Annotated in this window: 20 protein-coding genes and 4 pseudogenes; 19 read left to right on the top strand and 5 right to left on the bottom strand. The window is 52.6% G+C overall.

Annotated features, from left to right (window positions below; all coding sequences use genetic code 11):
- Window positions 1–118 precede the first annotated feature (118 nt).
- The 7 genes and pseudogenes from BLQ09_RS02105 to BLQ09_RS02075 all read left to right on the top strand — a co-directional run bounded on the left by BLQ09_RS02105 (window position 119) and on the right by BLQ09_RS02075 (window position 5,415).
- Window positions 119–1,006 carry a ParA family protein gene (locus BLQ09_RS02105; RefSeq protein ID WP_092355046.1) on the top strand — a complete coding sequence of 296 codons (888 nt, stop codon included), beginning with the start codon at window positions 119–121 and terminating at the stop codon, window positions 1,004–1,006.
- Window positions 1,003–1,839: pseudogene (locus BLQ09_RS02100) on the top strand (replicative DNA helicase); the annotation flags it as partial. The gene BLQ09_RS02105 and the pseudogene BLQ09_RS02100, both read left to right, overlap by 4 nt.
- A 135-nt stretch (window positions 1,840–1,974) precedes the next feature.
- Window positions 1,975–2,181: pseudogene (locus BLQ09_RS02095) on the top strand (integrase); the annotation flags it as partial.
- A 261-nt stretch (window positions 2,182–2,442) separates the two neighbouring features.
- Window positions 2,443–3,156 carry an ankyrin repeat domain-containing protein gene (locus BLQ09_RS02090; protein ID WP_027603968.1) on the top strand — a complete coding sequence of 238 codons (714 nt, stop codon included), beginning with the start codon at window positions 2,443–2,445 and terminating at the stop codon, window positions 3,154–3,156.
- 397 nt (window positions 3,157–3,553) lie between these two features.
- Complete coding sequence (locus tag BLQ09_RS02080; RefSeq protein WP_092355043.1) at window positions 3,554–3,955, top strand: GFA family protein; 402 nt, start codon at window positions 3,554–3,556, stop codon at window positions 3,953–3,955.
- A 500-nt stretch (window positions 3,956–4,455) separates the two neighbouring features.
- Window positions 4,456–4,755 (top strand): hypothetical protein, encoded by a 300-nt coding sequence (locus tag BLQ09_RS30890; RefSeq protein WP_094949838.1) that lies wholly within the window; start codon window positions 4,456–4,458, stop codon window positions 4,753–4,755.
- Between the two features lie 270 nt (window positions 4,756–5,025).
- Complete coding sequence (locus BLQ09_RS02075; protein ID WP_027603970.1) at window positions 5,026–5,415, top strand: hypothetical protein; 390 nt, start codon at window positions 5,026–5,028, stop codon at window positions 5,413–5,415.
- 236 nt (window positions 5,416–5,651) lie between these two features.
- Here the strand turns inward: BLQ09_RS02075 and BLQ09_RS02070 are convergent, their stop codons facing one another.
- Together BLQ09_RS02070 and BLQ09_RS02060 are read right to left on the bottom strand one after the other, a co-directional pair.
- On the bottom strand, window positions 5,652–6,221 hold the full coding sequence (locus BLQ09_RS02070; protein WP_092355040.1) for a hypothetical protein: 570 nt from the start codon (window positions 6,219–6,221) through the stop codon (window positions 5,652–5,654).
- A gap of 866 nt (window positions 6,222–7,087) precedes the next feature.
- A complete protein-coding gene (locus BLQ09_RS02060; RefSeq protein WP_027603972.1) occupies window positions 7,088–7,453 on the bottom strand; it encodes a hypothetical protein in 366 nt (121 codons plus the stop codon).
- Between the two features lie 267 nt (window positions 7,454–7,720).
- Between BLQ09_RS02060 and BLQ09_RS30885 the strand changes: the two genes are divergently transcribed.
- Both BLQ09_RS30885 and BLQ09_RS02055 read left to right on the top strand, forming a co-directional pair.
- Window positions 7,721–8,713, top strand: a complete 993-nt coding sequence (locus BLQ09_RS30885; protein WP_139202094.1) for a hypothetical protein — start codon at window positions 7,721–7,723, stop codon at window positions 8,711–8,713.
- A gap of 2 nt (window positions 8,714–8,715) precedes the next feature.
- Window positions 8,716–9,153: a hypothetical protein gene (locus BLQ09_RS02055; protein ID WP_027603974.1), complete on the top strand. Its 438-nt coding sequence runs from the start codon at window positions 8,716–8,718 to the stop codon at window positions 9,151–9,153.
- A 52-nt stretch (window positions 9,154–9,205) separates the two neighbouring features.
- Here the strand turns inward: BLQ09_RS02055 and BLQ09_RS02050 are convergent.
- Window positions 9,206–10,400, bottom strand: a pseudogene (locus BLQ09_RS02050) (IS4 family transposase).
- A 323-nt stretch (window positions 10,401–10,723) separates the two neighbouring features.
- Between BLQ09_RS02050 and BLQ09_RS02045 the strand changes: the two are divergent.
- From BLQ09_RS02045 to BLQ09_RS31445, 6 genes and pseudogenes are all read left to right on the top strand, one after another.
- Entirely contained in the window at window positions 10,724–11,059 is a 336-nt protein-coding gene (locus tag BLQ09_RS02045) for a cysteine peptidase family C39 domain-containing protein (protein ID WP_081744376.1), read from the top strand.
- Window positions 11,034–11,324 carry a hypothetical protein gene (locus BLQ09_RS30880; protein ID WP_139202093.1) on the top strand — a complete coding sequence of 97 codons (291 nt, stop codon included), beginning with the start codon at window positions 11,034–11,036 and terminating at the stop codon, window positions 11,322–11,324. The genes BLQ09_RS02045 and BLQ09_RS30880 overlap by 26 nt, the downstream gene beginning before the upstream one ends.
- Before the next feature lie 1,279 nt (window positions 11,325–12,603).
- Window positions 12,604–12,843: a hypothetical protein gene (locus BLQ09_RS30875; protein ID WP_133822117.1), complete on the top strand. Its 240-nt coding sequence runs from the start codon at window positions 12,604–12,606 to the stop codon at window positions 12,841–12,843.
- Between the two features lie 235 nt (window positions 12,844–13,078).
- Window positions 13,079–13,414 (top strand): Imm45 family immunity protein, encoded by a 336-nt coding sequence (gene imm45 / locus BLQ09_RS31795; protein ID WP_081744377.1) that lies wholly within the window; start codon window positions 13,079–13,081, stop codon window positions 13,412–13,414.
- A 449-nt stretch (window positions 13,415–13,863) separates the two neighbouring features.
- Window positions 13,864–14,217, top strand: coding sequence for a hypothetical protein (locus BLQ09_RS02030; RefSeq protein ID WP_027603976.1), 354 nt, complete (start codon window positions 13,864–13,866; stop codon window positions 14,215–14,217).
- Between the two features lie 893 nt (window positions 14,218–15,110).
- Window positions 15,111–15,269, top strand: a pseudogene (locus BLQ09_RS31445) (ParA family protein); the annotation flags it as partial.
- A gap of 10 nt (window positions 15,270–15,279) precedes the next feature.
- Here BLQ09_RS31445 and BLQ09_RS02015 read toward each other — a convergent pair.
- Window positions 15,280–16,173: a LysR family transcriptional regulator gene (locus tag BLQ09_RS02015; RefSeq protein WP_027603978.1), complete on the bottom strand. Its 894-nt coding sequence runs from the start codon at window positions 16,171–16,173 to the stop codon at window positions 15,280–15,282.
- Window positions 16,174–16,267: 94 nt separating this feature from the next.
- Here BLQ09_RS02015 and BLQ09_RS02010 point away from each other — a divergent pair, with 94 nt between their 5' ends.
- Entirely contained in the window at window positions 16,268–17,434 is a 1,167-nt protein-coding gene (locus tag BLQ09_RS02010) for an MFS transporter (protein WP_027603979.1), read from the top strand.
- A 296-nt stretch (window positions 17,435–17,730) separates the two neighbouring features.
- On the opposite strand, the gene BLQ09_RS02005 is transcribed toward BLQ09_RS02010, so the two are convergent.
- Complete coding sequence (locus tag BLQ09_RS02005) at window positions 17,731–18,663, bottom strand: LysR family transcriptional regulator (protein ID WP_027603980.1); 933 nt, start codon at window positions 18,661–18,663, stop codon at window positions 17,731–17,733.
- A 190-nt stretch (window positions 18,664–18,853) separates the two neighbouring features.
- Here BLQ09_RS02005 and BLQ09_RS02000 point away from each other — a divergent pair, with 190 nt between their 5' ends.
- Genes BLQ09_RS02000 through BLQ09_RS01990 form a run of 3 tightly spaced genes read left to right on the top strand, consistent with a single transcriptional unit; the run spans window position 18,854 to window position 21,117 of the window.
- On the top strand, window positions 18,854–19,858 hold the full coding sequence (locus BLQ09_RS02000; RefSeq protein ID WP_256221098.1) for a TauD/TfdA family dioxygenase: 1,005 nt from the start codon (window positions 18,854–18,856) through the stop codon (window positions 19,856–19,858).
- A 4-nt stretch (window positions 19,859–19,862) separates the two neighbouring features.
- Window positions 19,863–20,621: a sulfite exporter TauE/SafE family protein gene (locus BLQ09_RS01995; RefSeq protein WP_027603982.1), complete on the top strand. Its 759-nt coding sequence runs from the start codon at window positions 19,863–19,865 to the stop codon at window positions 20,619–20,621.
- A 16-nt stretch (window positions 20,622–20,637) separates the two neighbouring features.
- Entirely contained in the window at window positions 20,638–21,117 is a 480-nt protein-coding gene (locus tag BLQ09_RS01990) for a YbaK/prolyl-tRNA synthetase associated domain-containing protein (protein WP_027603983.1), read from the top strand.
- The last annotated feature ends 25 nt before the right edge of the window (window positions 21,118–21,142 follow it).

The raw sequence follows: 21,142 nt of genomic DNA, 5'->3' as shown, positions 1-21,142 counted from the left end.
AGGGAAAAGCCTGCAGCGATGCAGGCTTTTTTTTGCCTTGGATTTTCCGGGGTGATCAAAGCGCATAGCGTGACCTGCATGAAAGCATCTCAAATCCTACGATTCCGAGGTCAATATCATGAAAGTCACTGCGGTCGTTTCAACCAAAGGCGGGCCGGGTAAAACCACGGTTGGCGTCAATCTGGGCGCGTTCTGCGCCGATGCAGGGATCCGTACCCTGCTCATCGATCTGGATAATCAACCGTCGCTGTCGTCGTTCTATGCGCTATCGCACGAGGCGCCCGGTGGAACCTATCAACTGATCGCGAACAACGAGACCCGGGCCGACCAGGTCATTTCACGCACCTGCATTCCTAATCTCTCACTGATCCATTCCAATGATCCGTTCAATCAGCTGGGAAATTTGTTGCTCCATGCTGCTGACGGACATCTTCGTCTCAAGAATCTGTTGCCTGCTTTCGAGCAGGACTTTGATCTGATTTTGATCGATACCCAAGGCGCTCGCTCCATCGTGCTGGAGATGGCCTTGCTTGGGGCACACATGGCGATTTCGCCCATCACCCCGGATATGCTGACTGCACGAGAGTTTCAGCGTGGAATGCTCCAGCTCTATCGAGATCTTGAGCCGTTGGCCGCACTGGGCGCAGTGACGCCAATGCTGAATGTCGTGATCAACAAGCTTGATGCAACCAATGATGCAAACCTGATTTATCACACGCTGACCGAAACCTTTGCTGATCATCCGAAGGTTCAGATGATCCAGACCACGATCCCGGCGGCAGTGAGTTTTCGTCGGGCTGCCACAGAAGGCATTCCTGCGCACCGCCTGGAGTATCGCCTCCCGACTCACCGCCGTTCACCCACAGCATTCAAAGTCATCAAAGACCTCTCAATCGAGCTATTTCCCGAATGGCGCTCGAAATTTGAAGCGCTGAGCGAAGAGCGTCTGAGTCAGAACATATCGTTGTTATCGAATAGGGTGGTCTTGGGGAGAACTGCGGTATGAGTCTCCTTGATCTAGCCCCACCTCATTCGGTTGAGGCCGAGCAAGGCGTGATCGGTGGCCTGATGCTTGACAACTCCACATGGGACCTCATCGCCGACGTCCTCTCTGCGGACGATTTTTTCAGGCGTGATCACCGTCTGATTTACCAGGCAATTGAGCAGCTCGCTTCACGTAGTTCACCTATTGACGTTGTCACTGTCCTTGAGTCCCTCGAGGAACCTGATGAAGTTGGAGGCTTGAGTTATCTGGCGGAGCTGGCAAAGAACACGCCCTCCGTTGCCAACATTTCGACCTACGCCGCGATCGTCCGTGAGCGCTCCCACCTTCGTCGTTTGGTGATGCTCGGTTATGAGTGCAGTCGGGAGGCCTCTTCAAGCCAGGCCAAGAGCGCCGAGGTCCAAGACCTTATCGAACAGAAACTCTTCTTGCTGGGGCAGGATAGAAGTCGGAGTGATTTCGTAGACGTGAAGCAGACACTGATGGAGGTGGTTGAAAGGATCGACTACCACTTCAATGAGGGCGACAGCGTTACCGGCATTCCCAGTGGTTTGGATGCGATGGACCAAGTCACGGGTGGTTTTCAAGATGCCGACTTGATCGTCATTGCGGCGCGTCCTTCTATGGGGAAAACCAGCCTGGCACTTAGTGTCGTGGATGCGGCACTTCAACAGAAGCCAACCAACACGGTCCAGATCTACAGCCAGGAGATGTCAGCTCACGCCCTGATGTTTCGTTTGATTGCCATCCTGGGCGAGCTCAACCTGGCGAATTTGATGCGCGGTCAGTTACGGGATGAGGATTGGCCCAAGGTCATCGCGGCTATAGTCGCCATCGCCAACGGCGATGCCCGGCGTGGACTGAGTCCTCGCCACATTGTCGAGATTGAGGTTCGGCGCCCATCGGAATGATGGCGCTGGGTGTGGAGGCGTCGCGCACGTCAATGGATTCGGAGATGTCCATGCTGTCGCAAAGGCTGGGTGAAAGCCGTGGGCCCTGATCCAGCCATGTATGGTACCCACTCAATGAGACGTACGAAGGCATCACTGATCTATCGCAGGACGAAGAACCTGCGGGCGGTTCAGTTGCTGCTCGGCCATACGAAGCTGGAGAGCACTGTTTACCTGGGGATTGAGGTCGATGACGCCCTGGAGATGGCGGAACAGACTGAGGTTTGACCATTTATAGTGACGGTCGAAATCAGAACGTCGCTAACCGGCCAAAAGCGGCCTTCGGGTGTCTACGGAACTAGGTGCGCAAGCCAATAAAAACCCAGTAAACTTTAATCTATGGGGTTAACAAGCCCTCCTACTTGATGCAAGCCTTCAATTTTTTTGATCGAGAGCGTGCGTACTCAGCGATATCTCAAGATCGTCTGCTACTATTTTGCCATCCATTGAACACCCGTAAACTCACCTCTAACAAATGGACTTGTCTGAATGAGCGAATTGAGTTTTAGAAACGATCTCAGCAACCTCATGCGTGATTGTGACCTGCAGCAGCTTCTGGATTTCATTGGGCATGAATATGACTTTGAAGCTGATCCCCACAGCGTGCTCGACAAAGCCGCCTATTACGGCAGGGAGGAAATACTCCTGCATGCGCTCGACCATGGAGGAAACCCCAATGGTACGGGTGAACTCTCAACGCCGCTGGCGTCGGTCTGCGGAAGGGGTGACTTAAAGCTTGCGAAGTTGCTGCTCAAACGCGGAGCAGAGGTCGACCTGAAAGATAAGTTCGGCCGTACAGCAATGATATCGGCGGTGTACAACGGGACGATTGCTGCAGCCAAGTTGCTAGCGGATGCAGGCGCAAGTCTGGACGGCGCTATGGAGGCGGCAGTGGACAAGCTTCGTATTGCCTTCGTGAAATTTCTTATCGAGGTCGGCGCACCCATTGACCAGGTCGATCGCTACGGGCTGACGCCCTTGCTCCACGCGTGCAGTGCCGGAAAGAAAAAGGGAAGTGAGATCGCTATGTTGCTTCTGCAAGCAGGAGCGGACGCTACCTACGTTCGGGAGGAAGATGGTATGTCTGCTATCAAACTCGGCTATTCGGGTTACGGTGAGTGTTCTGCGCAAGTCTTCGCTGAATTGAGGGCACGAGGGGCTCCAGAGCCTGAGTGGGGTTCTCAAATTGTGCAGTTGAGGTGACTTTCTAGCGTCATGGGAGACGAAAGCTGAGTGGTAGTCGGGCAAAAGCTAAATTGCTAGTCAGCACCGTCGGTCTGCAGTGCGGTGAGATCACTCACTCTTAAGCGGGGCGGATAACAGCCTCACGCGAGCGCCTGCTTTCGGCCGATTCTGTTGAAAAAGTCGGCCTTAGTTTCCTTGGCAAAAAGTAAGCGCCTGAGATTGAAATCCAGAATTCTCTCAGAGGCATTCGGACTGAGATTTCACGTAGCAGCGTGCTAAAAGGCGCTTTCACCGATCAATTTTTCGGCCGTTTGAGAAAACCGACTTTTTCAACACAATCGGCCAGAAGCAGACGTTCGACTGATCAGATTCAAGTGAGTAAGCTGGCGCCTCTTCCAGCGACAGGGACGAAGGCATGACAGAGAGCTACAAGGGAAGCTGCCTATGCTCAGCAATCAGGTATGAGCTACTGACTACGCCAAAAGCAGTGAGTCATTGTCACTGTAGTCAATGCCGTAAAGGTCACGGTGCAGCATTCGCTTCGTATGGTAGCGTGCCCCGAAGCGCGTTACGAATACTCAACGGCGCCAGGTATATCACTAAGTATTCTTCTTCAGAATCTGTGCAACGTGAATTCTGTGCTCAGTGTGGTTCGACTTTGTTCTGGTCACGTTCTCAAGGTGAATTTTCCGATTGGGTTTCGATAGCACTGGGCACACTCGACACCACCTTCACGCCTCAGACGCAAAAACACGTTTATGTCGCCTCCAGAGTTCACTGGTATACGCCATCCAACTCATCGTCTCAGATCGATTGACCGCAACGGCTCGTTTTCTACCTGTCGCCGCCGGCAGAAATCGACCGATTGTGTTGAAAAAGTCGGCTTTCCCGAAACACTCGAATATTGAGGGATGAAAACACCTCAGTTACACGCGGCTACGCGAAATCCGAGTGCTGAACCTTCTGCCAAAAATTCAGATTTCAATCTCAGGCGCGTACTTTTCTGGCGCGGAATTCGAAGCCGGCTTTTTCAACAGAATCGACCCATTGCAGCCCTTCGCATCCGGCAGAGGTCGGCCAAAAGTAAATGCTGGTCAGCATCAATGAAATAGAGTCTACCGTATGACGAAAGTGTTGGAGACGAGCCTTCAACCCTCTCCCATCGACACGTTTCGTGCGAATCGAGTAATGTACCCGCGAATTTTTTTGCGCATTTGGTCGAGTCAGCGAGGCTACCTACACAGCTGCTTAAAATTGTTCGCGTAGCTCATCCGGGTCGGCCAAAATTGTCCCCTGAATAGACCATTAGGAACGTTTATGAATAATCTCGCGGACATAGCTTTGAACTATCTTTGGACGCTGAATTTTTCAAGCGATGATTTAGGATTTGACGAAGATTGGGTAGTAAAAGAAATTGAGTCTATGTCTCATGAGATGGAACATAATTTCACTGACGCAGAGCGTCAAGCTCTCAAGGAATCCGCGAGCCGAGCTTTGGCGAGGTGGCTAAGGGAGCCTGATGAGCACGGCTATACGCCACGCAAACTTCTTAAACCAGAACAAAGAATTTTTTTAGAATGTATTGCATCAGGAAAATTCAGCGGCCCAGAGCTTTGATTACTTCAAGCGGGCAACTCGGCCGGTTGTAAAAAAAATAGCGTTATTCAGCTTCACCGTTCGACTCGTGATGTCGAGTCGCAGAGTCAGTCAACAGCTGGTTCTGACCAACTGCCGCTGATCGCGATGGGCTGCAATGGGTCGTTTTCTGTCGGTCGGGACAGGCAGAAAACGGCCAATAGCAGGCAAAGGGCAAAAAATAAGCTGCCCGTTATTCCTATGCATACGACAGAATGTGACCTTCCCTTTTACTCTTAGGCCTTGCACTTCATGGACGACTCTCGTTTCACCCCGCAGCAGATGGCGTCGCGATCTGGTAATGCTCAGGTGGATAAAGATGTGAGGCAATGGTTAGTGGGCCTTCCAATCGCTGAGAGGCTCGATTTTTTAAAGCAACTTTGGCCACTGAACTTCCGGTATTCACTCAGACTGCTCCAAGCAGCACAGCTACCGAGGCAAGAAAACGAATACATGTTCAGGCATTGGCTGCGTGCTGGCCATCACAATACGGCGCAGGAACTCATCAAGCGGTTACAGCCGGTTCTTGGGGAAAGAAAATTCTGGCAGATTGCTTCACAAGAGACGCTTTCACCGACTATGCGCGAATTCATGAATTACTACGGCCTTGGGCGCCTGGACTCACAACCCGAAGGAAAATAGACCTTTAGCCTTCTAGAAAATCTGTTTTCGGCGCCCGGATGCTACGGCCGTTGGTGGCATCTGTAGTTGTGGATTTTTGTCGGTGTCGGAAGCCGCTTTTGAGTCGATTCTGCCTGTCGTCTATGACAGGAAACGGCGATGATGCGGACGACGGTACTAGGCTACATCAAAGTGCTGCCAGAGTTTCTTACAGGCTGATTAAGCGCTGAGGTCTATGGAAGCGACTCCACTATAATTTATTTATAAATGAACTGATAACCAACAATATAAGAGCCTATCTTATTGGAGTGTGCAGTCACCAAAACGAAATCCATGCCTTTTTTCCTTCGCTCGTTGAACTCCAACTCAGTGGTGCACAGCTCAATCCAGCGCTCAGTATTCAAATGCTTAAACCGCAAGCCCGCCTCACACCGGCCAGACCTTGCAAAGGAAGGTCCCGGAATATGTAGCTCATAAGCTGATTCATAATGAATAATCTCGCCAGGCAATAGATAAGTAAAAACCTTATAACAATCTAAAGACAATACAAGACCCAGACAAACGCCCCCCACAAAAGAGTCGGCAACTCGCTTCAAGTCTCTTCCGTCAGGGCGATAGTAAATTGCTCGTCCGGTAAAAACGAGTCCAACCAAACAGCCAACGACTATATAGGTGGTCCACTCAGAAATCGACGCCATTAAAACGATTCGAGTCCCAATGCGACTAGCCCAAAGCATATAAACAATCCAGCCCACTACCAAAATCAGGCACGTCGCCGCCCAGAAAGCTTTTTTCTTTGGCTCGTTTTCAAATGAAGGATATTCCATTCCCTGATTGCTCTATTTTTTATTTCCACCATGAGTCGAAGGCAGCGCAGCTCAACAGCCACAGGCTTGTCACGACGCCCCTCAAGATATTCACGGCTTTCGCCGAGGTGTGCAATAGCACCGAGACCAGAGTGCCGGCGTACGCGCTCGGAACGACGCCAAGGTGATTGAGAGCGTGCCGACCATCAGGCACTCAACTGAATAGTCCCCACTCTAGTGGGGACACTTTAGATTTCTGCTTTTGGACAACCTCTGCCTGTCGCCGCGGACGACAGTCGACCGATCTGATTAGACTACGCCGGGGTCCTGTCAGAGATTATTTTCATGCTGATTAAATGCCAAAGATGCGGTCAAGGTGACGTTCGAGCAATGCGGGTCTGCTCTACACAACTTTTACTGTGGGTGTGCGACGAGTGTGAGGCAACGTGGGCGAGCCAGATTGAGGTGAATGTCTGCAACTTTGAAGACTTCGGGACATTAATGGCCGGCATGGGCTGCAAAGGTTTATGGTCAGAATTAGAGCCACAGTGATAATTTCGTCATCAACTACTGTCTATCAAAGGCCCCTTTTGGCCGATAACTGACTTTCTAATTGGAAAGGCCGAGCTGGAATGGCTGATAGGCAGCTAGTGCGCTTGAGTCCCTCTAATGATAGCCATGGCGTTCTCATCGTACTGGTAGCCGCCATAATTACGCTCCAAGATCTGCCTATCTTGGGTTCAAAGTTAATAGCCATCAATCGTCCTTAGGGCTGGATTGCTGGCAGAATTCATGATGCTACAGCGCCACGCATTTCGCGCGAAGGAGTGCTGGGCATATCCATGCGATGGGTTGCTGCGAAAGTTGCGTGAGCGAGTGACGCCCGATTAGCGTCCCATGAGTGGATAGTGGTCGATGCGACACGGATGCGGGTGGCCGTCGCCCTTGCAAATGCCATCCAGATACCGGTAGTCAATCTGCACCGACTGGCCTTTTCGAGGCCATTGCCGACGCGGAAGGGTGTTCTGGTAATCGGTGGTTTCCGGGGTGAAGGTGACCATCGAGCCTTGCTGGGGACATTGCGTGGTGGTGGAGATCGGGGCGGCCTTGAGGATCCGCCCATGCAGTTGTGGGTACGGTTGTTTCAATACGTTGACGATCTGTACGTCCAACCGGCAAATCTGCCAGCTCGCCGCGTGGACGGTGCTGCACAGAGTGGTGAGCGCAAGGGCCAGCGCTGCGTATGTTTTCATGGGGTAAATGTCCAGATCCTTGGAACAAGCAACCTGGCAAGGCCCTGAACTTCCGTCAGCTTCTGGCTGATTTAGTCCTTGGCGCCGGGTCAGTTGGGGAGTGGCAGCACTATGCCAATTACCCAGTGGCCAATACAAGTCTTATGACTTTAATGTTCCCCTGTGGCGGGAGCATGCTCCCGCTGAGCTTAGAGGGTCTTCAATCCCCCAGTAAACTGGACGGCGAGAGGGAGCCAATAGGGATATGGGTGTAAGCAATAAGCCAGAATGACTTTAGATATGCAGTCGCATGCTGTGAGCCTCGACTATCGGTCTGAACCAGAACTGCGCCGGCGGTCCGCTTTTGGCCGATTTGATGCAACACAGGCGTCCAAGTTGGATCACAAGCCTTGCGACATCGTCATGTGCCATACATCTTATACCTCGTTCTGTGTCGTTACAGATCAATCTGTGAAAACCGCTGACGGTGACGAGTGGTATCTGAAGCCGGTGACTGTCGAACAGGCATTGGAAGGACGAGCGAATCAGGAGAAGATGACGAGCGATACGATAGCGTCGCTTAAGCAGATTGCTGCTGATTCATTCAATGAAGGCTGCGGTGGGTCGCTAGGAATCGGTATCGTATGCAAGCTTTCGATGGGGTTTGGAGCCACCAACCCGATTACAGAGACGAAGGCGACCACTGGCGAGCGTATTGGTTGGTTTGCGCAAGCGCTTCTGAATATAGTGGGGCTGAAGGCAGCGGTTGGCAGTGTCGCCGGTGAAAACGTTATTAAAGATGGGGCTGGTGGTAGTCTTAAACCATCCATCTCATATGATCCTCCTGGCTCAGTTGTCTTGCAAGGAGATGCGCCTGTGTGCGGTTCGGCATGTGCGGCAATGACAATAACAGGTAATACGGGGCGCTCTCTTAGTTTGGTTGATGCAATTGGCGGGTTTGCGAACGGCATTAGATCGTCAGGTGTGAATACACTGGAGTTATCGGAGGTTTTATCAAATGCAGGTGTATATAACACCGTGAAAGCTACGATGCTGCCGAGCGAACTTAATCAAGTATTGCAAGGCGGTAGGAATGTGATTCTACAAGTTCCTGTTGGTGGTAATGGATATCGTTTTATTATAGTGGATAGTGTTAAAGTTGTAGATGGGGTTGGATATTATATGGCTCGAGATCCACTTGCGGGGCCTCGTGGAGTAATGCAATTATTTGTAGATAGAGCAATATCGAGTGGCGCTAACACAATTATTGTGGGGAGGTGATTATGGACGTAGGGCTGCTTTTCGAAGGCGATCATCTTTCTGAGCTTGTTGAGGGTGGCGCCGTTTATAGTCTCTCCGGGTGGTTAGTTATCATTGGTAATGAGTTTTTTATTTTGGAAGAGAGCTATGCCGACCCCTATGAGATTAGTAAGAAAGTCAGGATATTAAACTCTGATATTGTTTATGCTGTGAGAGATCGTATTTATCCTCTTGGTGGGGGGAAGAGCTTTGTGTTTCATAGAGTGGAAGCTATTGGGCGTTTTGTTAGCGTAGAAGATTCTACCATTGAGATAGAGTCTTTGTGTGTGTATGAAAAGCCCACTGGATTTATTTCTATTGATATAGATTCTAAAAATATAGAGCTTTGCAAGCGAAAGTATGGTGCTTATATTCTTAATGGGGGCAATAGTTTCTCCGGAGACTGGCTGGATCTAGTTTGATTTCTTCAGGCGAGTGGGAAACGGGGGCAGACCCTGAGGAGTCCCCACAAATCTACTCCAGTCTCTGAGCTTGCCGGTGCACTTCATCGCGCAGCAATAGTTCCATATCCGCCAATTTCGAGCAGGACAAACCGGTGGTGGAGCATCTCGAAGTATTCGAGGCCGAGACGCCAGAGTGAGAGCACCGATTTATCCCTGATGCTGTTGCTCTGGAAGTGACGTGACCGACCTGTCGTTCGAGCCTGAAGACCGGCCAGATGCAGTGCATAACAGGCCAACGCGGCGATCAGCAGCAGGATCTCGATACGCCGTGGGCTGCGCGTTCGATGCAGGTCAAAGGTAAAGCCGAAACGCAGACTCTTCATGTCCCGAAAACCTTCCTCAATCTGCATCCGCTTGCGGTAGATACCGAAAATTTTCCGAGCCATCCATTGCGGTTGCGGCAAATTGCAGGCGAGCAGCCAGGGTTCTTGTTCACGGCGAGCGTTCTGTCGGCTGAGTTTGCTGCGCGCGATGTTACCCGTCACTCGCCGATGTTTTCTCCCCTTGGGCGGTTGGTGAATGCCGTACAGCGCAACGCGGTACGGTGCGCTACGTGTCATCTCAATTTGTGCAAGCGAACGTGCGGTCGATGTTGTCTGCCGATAGAGCTGCTTTATCGGTCGCCATTGACCTTGCTCGTTACGATAGAGATCACGATCGCGCACACGTCCCACGTAATACCCGCCTTTGGCTTCGACGGCCTGGAACCAGAGACGACGAAACCCGGCATCCGTCAGCAGGATCGGTACGCACTGCTCGGGAAGCATAAGTTCAAGCGCATCGAGCAACCGCCGCTGCTGCCAGGGGCAACCTTCACGATCATGCACACTCTCGTAAATAGGGAACGCTCGGCCAGCCAGCGGAATTGACGCCCGCAGCAGGTAAAGATCAGAAGCGGCATTGATCAGGCGACCAATGCACCAAAATCAAGGGATGGCGCAAGGAGCCAATCAGTGCCGTGAGCATTTTCCAGTAAAACAGCGGACGTTCAGGTTGCAGCTGAACGTTACCGAGCAGGCAATTCACACGTTTGATCGAATGCTTGGCGTAAGCTCTGCTGGGCATAGATTTGCCCAGATCGGTCGGCGTCAGACGGTGCCCGTACAGCAAGGCGCTGACGCGACTCATCAGGGCGCTCAGGCGCTTGCGGTACAGAGTGGGAGTGCTTGGGAAAATGCCTTGTGTAAGAATCGTACGGCCTGCATGAGTCTCAGATATTGGTTTGTTTGGCGACTACCAAACTGCCCGACTCATGCACGGCACTTCAAGCTATCTCACTGACCTGCAAGGAAGTTTTGTGGGGATTCCTTAGGGGCAGCCCACCATTCTATTCTTTGGTGGTTTAGTTAGTAATTTTGAATATGGTCTGTCCCTTAGTGCTGTCCCTACGAATTGCCACAATCTTGAGTACTCCATCTAGAAGTGGACCCCGTTCGATACGTATCGGAGATGAACCGGTAGCTGACTGCCGCTGCCTCCTTTTCCTATACGTCATTGTTTTGCAGCTTGCGGTGCTGCCTGTGGTGAGATGCTGTTGAAGGATCGAGGTGTTCTTACTTCTCAGGTTGACCTTGGAACCGAGCTTACTTCCATGAACTCCTTGGCGAGAAAATTGAATACAGTTGATTCTGGTTTGGTTGGGAATGCAGTCGATGTATCTAGCTTCAATGCACTCAATAAAACTGGCTCTTGGAGTGCAATGATGTGGGATTCTGGAAATAAAGTGGGGCACTGGGTCGTGGTTGATGGAGTGGATGACGTTGGCAGGGTGTTGATTAAAGATCCTTTTAATGGTACGCAGTACAAAATGGGCGTTGAAGAGTTTAAGGATGTGTGGAATGGTCATTCCGTCTATAAACAGTAAGGTTTTTGTTCAGTCAATTGTTTACTCAGATATTACCTCTGAGATAATTTATGTCTTTTCGAATGATGGAATTGAAAGTGAGTATTCTGGAAGGCTGCACGATAATTTAGGTATAAAAGGAATAGAGTATAGTGACGAACTGGAGACTTTCTTGATGTTACTTATGCCAATAGATTCGCGCGTGTCAAAGAAGTTGCATGCCCTATCTTGGGATTATGTTGAAGGAAGAGTTTTAAATTTTCCAGTGGTTTTGATTTCGCCGTAATTAGTTGGTGCAAAAGCGACAGGAGAATTAGCTAGTTCTGGTGGGAAACCCACCGTTGTTTATTTGCAGAAATCGGGGGCAGACCACGTTTTTATAAAGGCCAGAAAAATTGCTCTTTAAAAAATGAGAATAGTGGTCTGACCCCTATTTTCCTCTATTGATTTAGATTATACCAAGGGGCTCAGGCAAACGAATGTGACGGTCACGGGAACGCGTGGTGGTGTTCAGTATCCGTTGCAAGGGTAAACTCCCGATTCTTATGCGAATCTTGGAAATGGGCATGTTGTTGTCTACGGTCCTGAGGGGCGTGCACTATATGATGTGTCTAGCTCTCGGATTAAGGTGGTCGAATGGAACCAAGCTCCGAATGGAACATATTTCCCCAAGAAGGGAAGTGACACAAAAATTTTTTGAGGGAAATGTTCCTCAGTCGGTTCTTGATAGCTTGGGGTTGAAATGATGAAGTTTTATCAGGGTGATATTTCTAAAGAGTCGTTGAGTCTGTTTGTTTCAGATATTGGCTCCGGAGAGTTTTTTTCATATGTAGGGCACTTGGTTTCATTAGAACAGGCAATTTCTGTTCTGGGTTTGCTCTCTCCTGATTTATTGAGGCCAAGGGTCACATTTTCTGGCTGCCTAACGCTCAGCAATACGATCCACAAAAATTTCATTTGAACGGGCTGGTTGAAACCGAATCTAGTGTGTTGGAACAAAGTACATCGCGTAGAGACGTTGAACGATACAGAAATATTTTTTCAATAAATCAGTTCTTTTCAAAGTGGGAGGATGCACCGGGCAGACCCGTATTTAAAGTGGGTCTGTCGGAAGAAGATTATCGTCTTTGTCATTTATTTGCTGAACAGATCACTAGATATTGGAAGCGCGCTTTATCCGATGCCTTTCCAGAGAAGGTATTTCAGTTTGAAATTGCTGACGATCTTCTCGATGAATATGGCGTCTGTCTGACATTTTGGCAGTCGTAGTTTAAAGAGCGCACAGGATGTGTCCGCGCCATTAAAACCACTGCCAGAGACTAAATAATAATTATGCGTTTAGAAAAGGTTGAGAAAAGCTTTGTAGAAAAACTTAAGGTAGTCAGTGAGGAATAACGAAGAGGTGCTGTAAAATTGGCTTGCGAACTTGATTTCAGGACTGTCCAGTAGAAGTTTTTAATTTTGCCGAGTCTCTTAGGTGTCTACAATCTGGTAATAAACTCACGACTGATCAGGTATTTGGGCTAGATGCTTCAGCTGCACAGTTAGATGAGAAGTATTTTGACTTGCAAGGCAGCCTGGACGAAGAGCAAAGCTTAAATGTAGAAGACCTTCAGCTGTTTAGCCAAGCTCGCGCTGTATCGGCGCTGTCCTTAGCTGGTGGAGAGGATTCGCTTATGGCAGCGACCGAAGCAATATATGAGGCATCATCAGCCGTTGATGATGGAACTCAAGAAATCGGGGTCAGACCACTTTTTTATAAATCCCAGCAGAATTACTCTTTAAAAATGGGAATGTTGGTCTGACCTCTATTTTCTTCTGATTCGCTTGGGTGGAAGGAAGATAGCCGTCTCAGTAGTATGAATTCGCGAGACGTTATGTCGGTGGTGATGGTTTTATTTACTCGGTTGATACCCTTCATGGTAGATTCGAGCAGTTAAATGGTAGGGGCGGGGCGCATATGGGAGAGGTTAACTTCGATCTTAGTCCTGTAGAAAACTCAAAAGACTCTTCTGGTGGTCATGATCTGAGGGTTAAGTAATGGCATGTGTTAAGCTGGTTGAGTATGCAGGTGAGCTGATTTCGCGCGGCTATATATTTAGACTGCCAGCAAGTTGGCCATATGAAAGTGTTGTGGATTTCATGGTTGTTGATCTCCCGGATGAGAAATTTGGGCACTCTTTGGTCGTTGCGTCTGGAAATAAGTCAGGGTTGATGCTCATTCAGCTCCCTATCGAAAGTCGTGCTCCTGGTCACGGGATTTCGACAAGGTGGCTGATTGATAACTGGAGTAAATGGGTGTACCCGGAGTGTGATGTGAACGATGTTTTCTTATATGAGAGGTCGGCTGCTCCTAGTTGGGTAAGCACCGCTTGAAAGTAGTGCTTGTATGTGTGTGGACGGCTTTTGGTTTCGCTTTGCTACGGTGGAGGGCTTGGGGGTAGATGTCTTCGAATGGTGCTTCATCCCCACCAATCCTTTTCCTTACGCCCAAAGCTTGACTCGCTGAACCAACTCTCCAGCTCAACCGCAAGCTCGGTGACCTCGCCCAGTTCCTGCTGAAGAGGATCCAAACGATTTGCCTGCTCGCGAGCCCATAGAAATCGGGGTCAGACCATGTTTTTATAAAGGCCAGAAAAATTGCTCTTTAAAAATAAGAATGTTGGTCTGACCTCTATTTTCTTGCGTAGAGCGCTCATTCAGTATCAGGCGACGGGTGAGAGACTGCAGGAAGTTGTTGTTGGTAAGTAGAGGTTTCAGGTCCCGATTAATATAAAAAATGTTGGGATATATGTTTCAACTGTATTTCCAATTGGAGTTGATAAATGAAGTGGGGTGAGTTGTCCGGAAATAGTGAGAATCTGTTATATTGGATTCTTTGGTTTGCTATCGGTGCGTTTTCAGAGGGTGACTTAGAAGGGCTTTTGCAGAGGATGTTTATACGTTGCGAAGGGCTTTCTGGTGACCCGGGTTGGGAGTTTGAATACGAACCGGATGCCTGTTCTGGGCACTATGTTTTCTCAGCTGATCAGAACATGAGCGGTATTTTTCCTGATTCTCGTGTTTATAGTGTTCAGGCTGTTAAGGAGGCCATGAAGGAATCTATGCTTGCTCTTGGGAATAAATACCCTGAAAGAGCTGGTGATCTACAAAAGTTGATATGTAAGTACGAGCTTTGAAAAACTTGCTAAGGAAAGCAGATTTACTTTCAGTATGCAGCTGGTACGCGGCCTACTGTGATTAAAGTTTAAGGAAATGATCATGGATTTTTGAGTTATAGCCGGTTTTAGTGAAATCAAGATGAGGTGGGGGGATCTCGAAGTGGACCGTATGCCCGTACGAGGTAAGGGGAATATTTGTTTTTTTTTGGAAGAGTCAACTGGGGTAGCAATACCTTGGTGTAGCACGGATGGGTTGGGGCCTGATGATTTAGATATTCTTGCTTGCCTATTGATCGACGATGGAGGGGGACCTTTTGTCGAAACTATTCCTTGGCTAGACGAGGGTCTGAATAGATTGATAGCCGTGAGGCGAGAGGACGAGGTCACCACTGAATGGGCCCGCGATGCCTGGGCAACCCATATTTCGAAAAGTGGAGTTAAAATTTATTCACTTTATGATGAGGACTTCTCAATAACTATAAGTTTGGATGACTTCGAACGGGCTTTACGCGGTTGGAAGGACTTTCTTCTGTCATTGTAGGTAGGGAAGGCTGCTGGATAGGGCGTCAGCAAACGAGGTCAGCTCACGATTCCATTCTTTGGTGGTTTAGTAATTTTAAATATAGTCTGTCCTTTAGTGCTGTAGCTACGAATTGCCACAACTTTGAAGTAACGCCATCTGGAAGTCGAACCGCTCAGACACGCATTGAAGATAGCCCGGTAGCTGACTGCTGCCGCCTCCTTTTCCTACAAGTCATTGCTTTACCACGCTTTGACAACCACCCAATCCAACACGACTAACTTTCGTGGCGTGCTGAGCTCATACAGCGCACGCTATGCAGCAACCCTATCTCTCCACCACGCTCTTCCGTGGCACCGTTGCGACTAACAGCTAGCAAATGACTTTTAATCAGCCGTCGCTGTCGTCGTTCTATGCGCTATCGCACGAGGCGCCCGGTGGAACCTATCAACTGATCGCGAACAACGAGACCCGGGCCGACCAGGTCATTTCGCACACCTGCATTCCTAATCTCTCATTGATCCATTCCAATGATCCGTTCAATCAGCTGACGCCACCGCTTACATCCGGTGATGCTCCAGCAAGAAGTCTACGAACAATCGCACCCGCGCCGGCATTGCCGAGCCGCCTACGAACACCGCATGAATCGGTTCCCGGTCGCCGGGGTTCCAGGCTTCCAGCAGCGGTATCAGGTCACCGCGCTGCAGATCCTCGCTCACGCTGAACTCGCCGATACGCGCAATGCCCGCACCTACTCGCGCAAGTTGTGCCAGCGCTTCACCACTGCTGCATTCGATGTTGCCGCAGACCTTCAGGGAGAACTCTCTTGCGTCGCGGATGAACGGCCAGTTGGGTTCGGCACGCCGGAAGTTGAAGCGCAGGCAGTTATGCCGTAGCAGGTCTTCCGGTTCGCGAGGGATGCCGTGGCGTTGCAGATACTCGGGCGATGCCACCACTACCTGGCCGGTGTCGCCGATCCTGCGCGCGGTCAGCGGGCTGTCGGGCAGATGGCCAAAACGTACCGCCACATCGGCCTGGCCGCCGAGAATATCGACCACTTCGTCGCCGAGGGTGAGGTCGACCAAGATGTTCGGATGGCGGGCGCTGAATGCCGCCACCAGGGGGACGATGGCCAGCCGCCCGTGGCCAAGGGCGGCACTGACCCGCAATCGGCCCCTGGGTACGCCCTGGTCGGCGATGGCTTCTTCCACCTCGGCCATGTCGGCCAGGATACGCCGGGCGCCGCGCAGGAAAGCCTCGCCCTCGGCAGTGAAGCTGATCGCTCGGGTGGTGCGCAACAGCAACCGGGTGCCAAGGCGCTGTTCGGTACGCGCGATGATCCGACTGACCGCCGAGGGTGTGAGCCCTAATGCACGCGCGGCAGCCGATAGGCTGCCTTCCTGCGCCACGGTGGCGAACACGAGCATGTCACCGGATCTGCCGTTGAAGTCCATTTGTGCCCCTTACGCATAGGTGATTGCCAGAAATGCTATCTACCGCCTTAAAACGCTGGATCGTAGCATTGGCGGCATAGATAAGGAGCCTTCCATGCGTATCAATCCACCACTTGTCGCACTTGCCATAGGTGCCTTTGGCATCGGTGTTACCGAGTTCGCCCCCATGGGCATGTTGCCGGGCATCGCTGCGGATCTCGGCGTTTCTATTCCCGCCGCGGGCCTGTTGGTCAGTGCTTACGCCCTGGGTGTACTGCTCGGCGCGCCGCTGATGACCCTGACTACCGGCAGGATCCCCCGGCGCTATCTACTGATCGGACTCATGGCGATTTTCACCCTGGGTAATCTGATGTCAGCCCTGGCGACCGATTACTACAGCCTCATGATCGCCAGGGTGGTGACCTCACTGAACCACGGTGCGTTCTTTGGCGTTGGCTCTATCGTTGCTGCCAGCGTGGTCGCCCCTGAGAAACGTGCCGGAGCGGTCGCGGCAATGTTTATGGGCCTCACCCTGGCGACCATTGGCGGTGTGCCGCTGGCCGCCTGGTTTGGCGAAATGTTCGGTTGGCGCACTGCATTCTGGGGCATTACCGGCCTCGGCGTGGTCGCCATGGCCGCGTTATGGTTCGCCCTGCCCAACCTGAAGGCGCCGCCAGGCGTCGGTGTAATGGCCGAAATTCGGGTACTGGGCCGTGGCCCGGTGCTGGGCGCGTTGGCCCTCACGGTAGTCGGTTCGGGCGCAATGTTTACCGTCTTCACCTACATCGCGCCGATCCTTAGCAGCGAGACTCACGCGTCCACCGCCTACATAACCGCCATGCTGGTTCTGTTCGGTGTGGGCCTGACACTGGGCAACATGTGGGGCGGCAAGGCCGCCGACCGCTCGATAGATCGCACACTGATCGTTTCGCTGAGCGTGCTGATTCTCGTGTTGCTGGCGTTTACGGTACTGATGCGTTGGCCGCTGCCGGCGGCCGTTGCCATCCTGATATGGGGTATCGCCAGTTTCGCCTTGGTGCCGCCGCTACAGATGCGCGTCATGGAAGCTGCCAAGGACGCGCCCAATCTGGCCTCGGCGGTGAACATCGGTGCGTTTAACTTCGGCAATGCGATTGGTGCGGCACTGGGCGGTGCGGTGATCAATGCAGGGCTAGGTTATCCGGCGATTTCCCTGGCTGGAGCGGCAGTGGCGGGGCTAGGGCTGCTGATGGTGCTGGGATTTGCCTGGCGTTCCAGAAAGATTGCAACTGCATTGGTGTGAGCTTGATGGGAGAGCCAGTCACTCAGTTGCTCCGTGACTTCCATTGTGATTTTGCATGACCAAATTGGATGGCTGAATCGCCGAGTAACACACGCTTTGCTTGACCGCGGGAGCACTTAGAGTGGAGCCCAATATAGCGTTCGAACAAGGAGTCTAAGGTCAGCGCCTACACCCTTTACCTTCCTCCCATGACGCCTCATTAATGAACGTAGCCTGGCAGGCTGGAGATGTCTACGGTGCCGGGGCGATTCAGAATGCTTGAATGAATCCCCCTCACAGCGACGTGAGGGCCGTCTTCATAGAGGTGCTGAGCCGCGTTTACATTCGAGGCTTTCACCTAAGCCACGGATCATCTCCATCAATGCCTTCACCCGCAGTGGCAAGTTTCCGGCCGGGTATACCGCGTGCATCTGTGGGCTCTCACCGCTGCTGGAGGTGAGCTTGTATTCAGGACACACCCGGAGCAGGCGCCCCGTTTCCACTTCGGGTTCCGCCATCCAATCCGCCAGGCGGGCGATCCCGACGCCCGCCAGGGCTGCCTGGAATACCGCCAGGCCGGAGCTGAACCGAAATTTTGGATGAACCCGAAAGCTGATGGCCTGCTCCTCACTGCGAAAATTCCACTCCTTGAGAATCCGCGGCGCCGTATGCAGGATCAGCGAATGCGCCTCCAGTGCCTCGATGGAGTCGGGCATGCCGTTGCGCTCCAGGTAGCCGGGGCTGGCATACAGGTAACGTGAGTAACTCCACAGCGCAAAGCCGATCAAGTCGCTGGATTGTGGAAACGCACCGCGAATCGAGAAGTCCAGCTTGCTCTTGGCCGGGTCGATGATCTCATCGGTGAAAATCACATCGATGTTAACGTCTGGATAACGCTCGCAGTATTGCGCGATCAACCGGGGCAATACCCCGTGTCCGAGAACCTCGGGGGCGGAAAAACGGATCCAGCCGGAGGCCAGGCCGCTGAGGCCGGCCAGGTCTTCATCCACCTCACGTTGCAGATCGAGCATTTTGTACGCGTGGGGCAATAAGCATTCGCCCGCTTCGGTCAAGCTCACGGCATTGGACGAGCGATTGAACAACTTGAGCCCCACACTTTCCTCCAGGGCTTGAACGGCACGGGTCAGTGCGCTGGGGGAGCGCCCCAGCGTCCGTGCCGCGGCGACGAAGCTGCGCTTGCGAGCCACGGTCGCGAAGGCTTCAAGTTCCCCCAACATATTCAGTGCCACTTTCCACCTCATTGCATTTTTCACAACGCGGCATTGCAACACAAAAAAGGCCCTTCCGTTAACCTTCCCGTTCAACCCACAAGGATGGTGCAAACAGGAGCGCAAGGACGTGTCGAAGCTGGATGAAGTAATCGGGAAAGCCGCAGCGTGTATTGATGAAGTCATTCATGAAAGGCTGGAAAAAAAATCAGTGACTTTGACCCGACGGGAGATACCGCAAATTCATCTGTCGCTGGAAGAACAACGCACACTTCAGGCCGGGCTGGCATCGCTGGACGTGACCGATAGCGCCTCGGGGATCCGCCAGATGCCGGTCCTGGGGCGGTTGCTGGAAAGTGTCCTGGGCACCGAGAAAATCCAACAGCTGCGCAATTTTCCACAGGCCCGTGACGTGGCGATGATCGTCAGGGGGCTGCCGCTGGACCCGCAACTGCCCGCCACGCCCTATGACCTGGAGCCAGGTATCGAGAACCTGTCGATTCTGGCCGGGGCTATTTTGTCCGTGCTGCACACTCTGCAAACCCGTCCGCTGGCGTACGAGGGTGAAAGCACCGACTCCGTGTTCCGTCACGTATCGCCCAAGCGCAAGCGGGAGACCGAAAAGAGCTCCTATGGCTCGCGGGCGGATCTGGACATGCATGTCGACAACCCTCACCTGCCTTTGACCTGCGAACCTATCTCGCAGTTGTCGGCCTGTCCGGAGTACCTGTCCCTGACCGGCCTGCGCTGCGAGCTCGACGTGCCGACGCGCATCGTCGCCATTGACGAGGTGCTGGCCATTCTGCCGGCCTACGTCGAAGAAGAACTGTCACGACCGAACTTCACCGTTCGCCGACCAGCCTCCTTCGGCAAACAGGGGAATGTGCTGGAAAACGTCCCCTTGCTCTACAGAAGCGCAACCGATGGCCTGTATTGCCGCTACAACAAAGCGAGTGTCGAAGCGACCTGCGCCCCTGCGCAGTTTGCTCTCCAGCTGTTTGCCGCCGCCGCCAATCATCCCGATGTCGTGCACCACATCATGCTGCAACCGGGGGACATGCTGATCTTCAAGAACCAGCAAACCCTGCATGCCCGGGATGGTTTTACCCCCCGCTACGACGGCCGTGATCGCTGGATGTTGCGTGTCTTCGGGGTCAATGATCCGGCACGCGTGGTACCGCTGGACCCTCATCAACCCTATATAGTCAGAGCCTGATTTCATGGTCGATATTGTCATCCTTTGCGTGTTCGCCTTCGCCGCCGGCCTGATCGATGCGGCGGTGGGCGGCGGCGGACTGATCCAGATTCCCGCGCTATTCAACGTGCTACCCACCGCTCAACCGGCGGCGCTGCTGGGTACCAATAAGGTCGCGGCCGCCTGCGGCACCGCATTCGCGGCCCGGTCCTTCGTGCGCAAGGTGGTGATCGACTGGGGGCTTGTGATCCCCGCCGCCTGCGCGGCCTTTGTCATGGCCTTCTTCGGAGCCGCCACGGTGTCGTTCGTACCCCAGTCGATGATCCGGCCGGCGGTGCTGGTGTTGATTGTGCTGATGGCGATCTACACCTTCTGGAAAAAAGATTTCGGCGCCCTGCACAAACCCATGCGCATCGGTACCAAGGAAAAACTGCTGGCGATCGTCATCGGCGGCGCCATCGGTTTCTACGACGGTCTGTTCGGTCCCGGCACTGGCAGCTTCCTGATCTTCCTGTTTATCCGCTGCTTCGCCTTCGACTTTCTCCATGCCTCTGCATCGGCCAAGCTAGTCAACATCGCGACCAACGTAGCGGCACTGATATTCTTCATTCCGACGGGTAACGTGCTCTACCTGATCGCAATCCCCATGGCGGCATTCAACATCCTGGGCGCGCTCACCGGCACCTGGCTGGCGGTTCATAAAGGCGTGCCCTTTGTCCGGGCTCTATTCCTGGTGTTACTGGTGATTCTGATCAGCAAGCTGTCCTACGACCTGTTCCTGTAAACCAGAGGAAAACTCCATGCATCCCATGTTCGATCGCCTCGTGGCATTACTCGATGCCCGCTCAGCCTCTTACCGGGTGTTGATGCACGATGCCGAGGGCCAGTCGGCGCGCGTCGCCGAAATCCGTGGCACCGAGCCCGGCCAAGGCGCGAAGGCCATGCTTTGCGCCCTCAAGGGCCAGGCCGGCCCCTATGCGCTGGTGATACTGCCGGGCGACCAGAAGCTGGACATGAAGAAAGTCGGAGCGGCCCTGGGCGGGAAAAAAGCCGAGCTGGTGAAGGCCGAAACCGCCATGGAGCTGACCGGGTGCCGGATCGGCGCCATCCCTCCGTTTGTTTTCGATGAGCGGATTCAATTGATCGTCGATCCGGCCTTGACCACAGGCTACGCCGAAATAGCCTTTAACGCGGGGCGGCTGGATGCGTCGATGGTGCTCGATACGCAGGACTATCTGGCGATCGCCATGCCTCGATTGCTGGATATCAGCCAGGCCTGAGCAGACGTTTTCACAGACGCGGCCC

Source organism: Pseudomonas sp. NFACC25, from assembly GCF_900100935.1.
Taxonomy (GTDB): domain Bacteria; phylum Pseudomonadota; class Gammaproteobacteria; order Pseudomonadales; family Pseudomonadaceae; genus Aquipseudomonas; species Aquipseudomonas marginalis.
The sequence above is the reverse complement of the archived record's forward strand: the minus strand, read 5'-3'. Positions and strand labels throughout refer to the sequence as shown.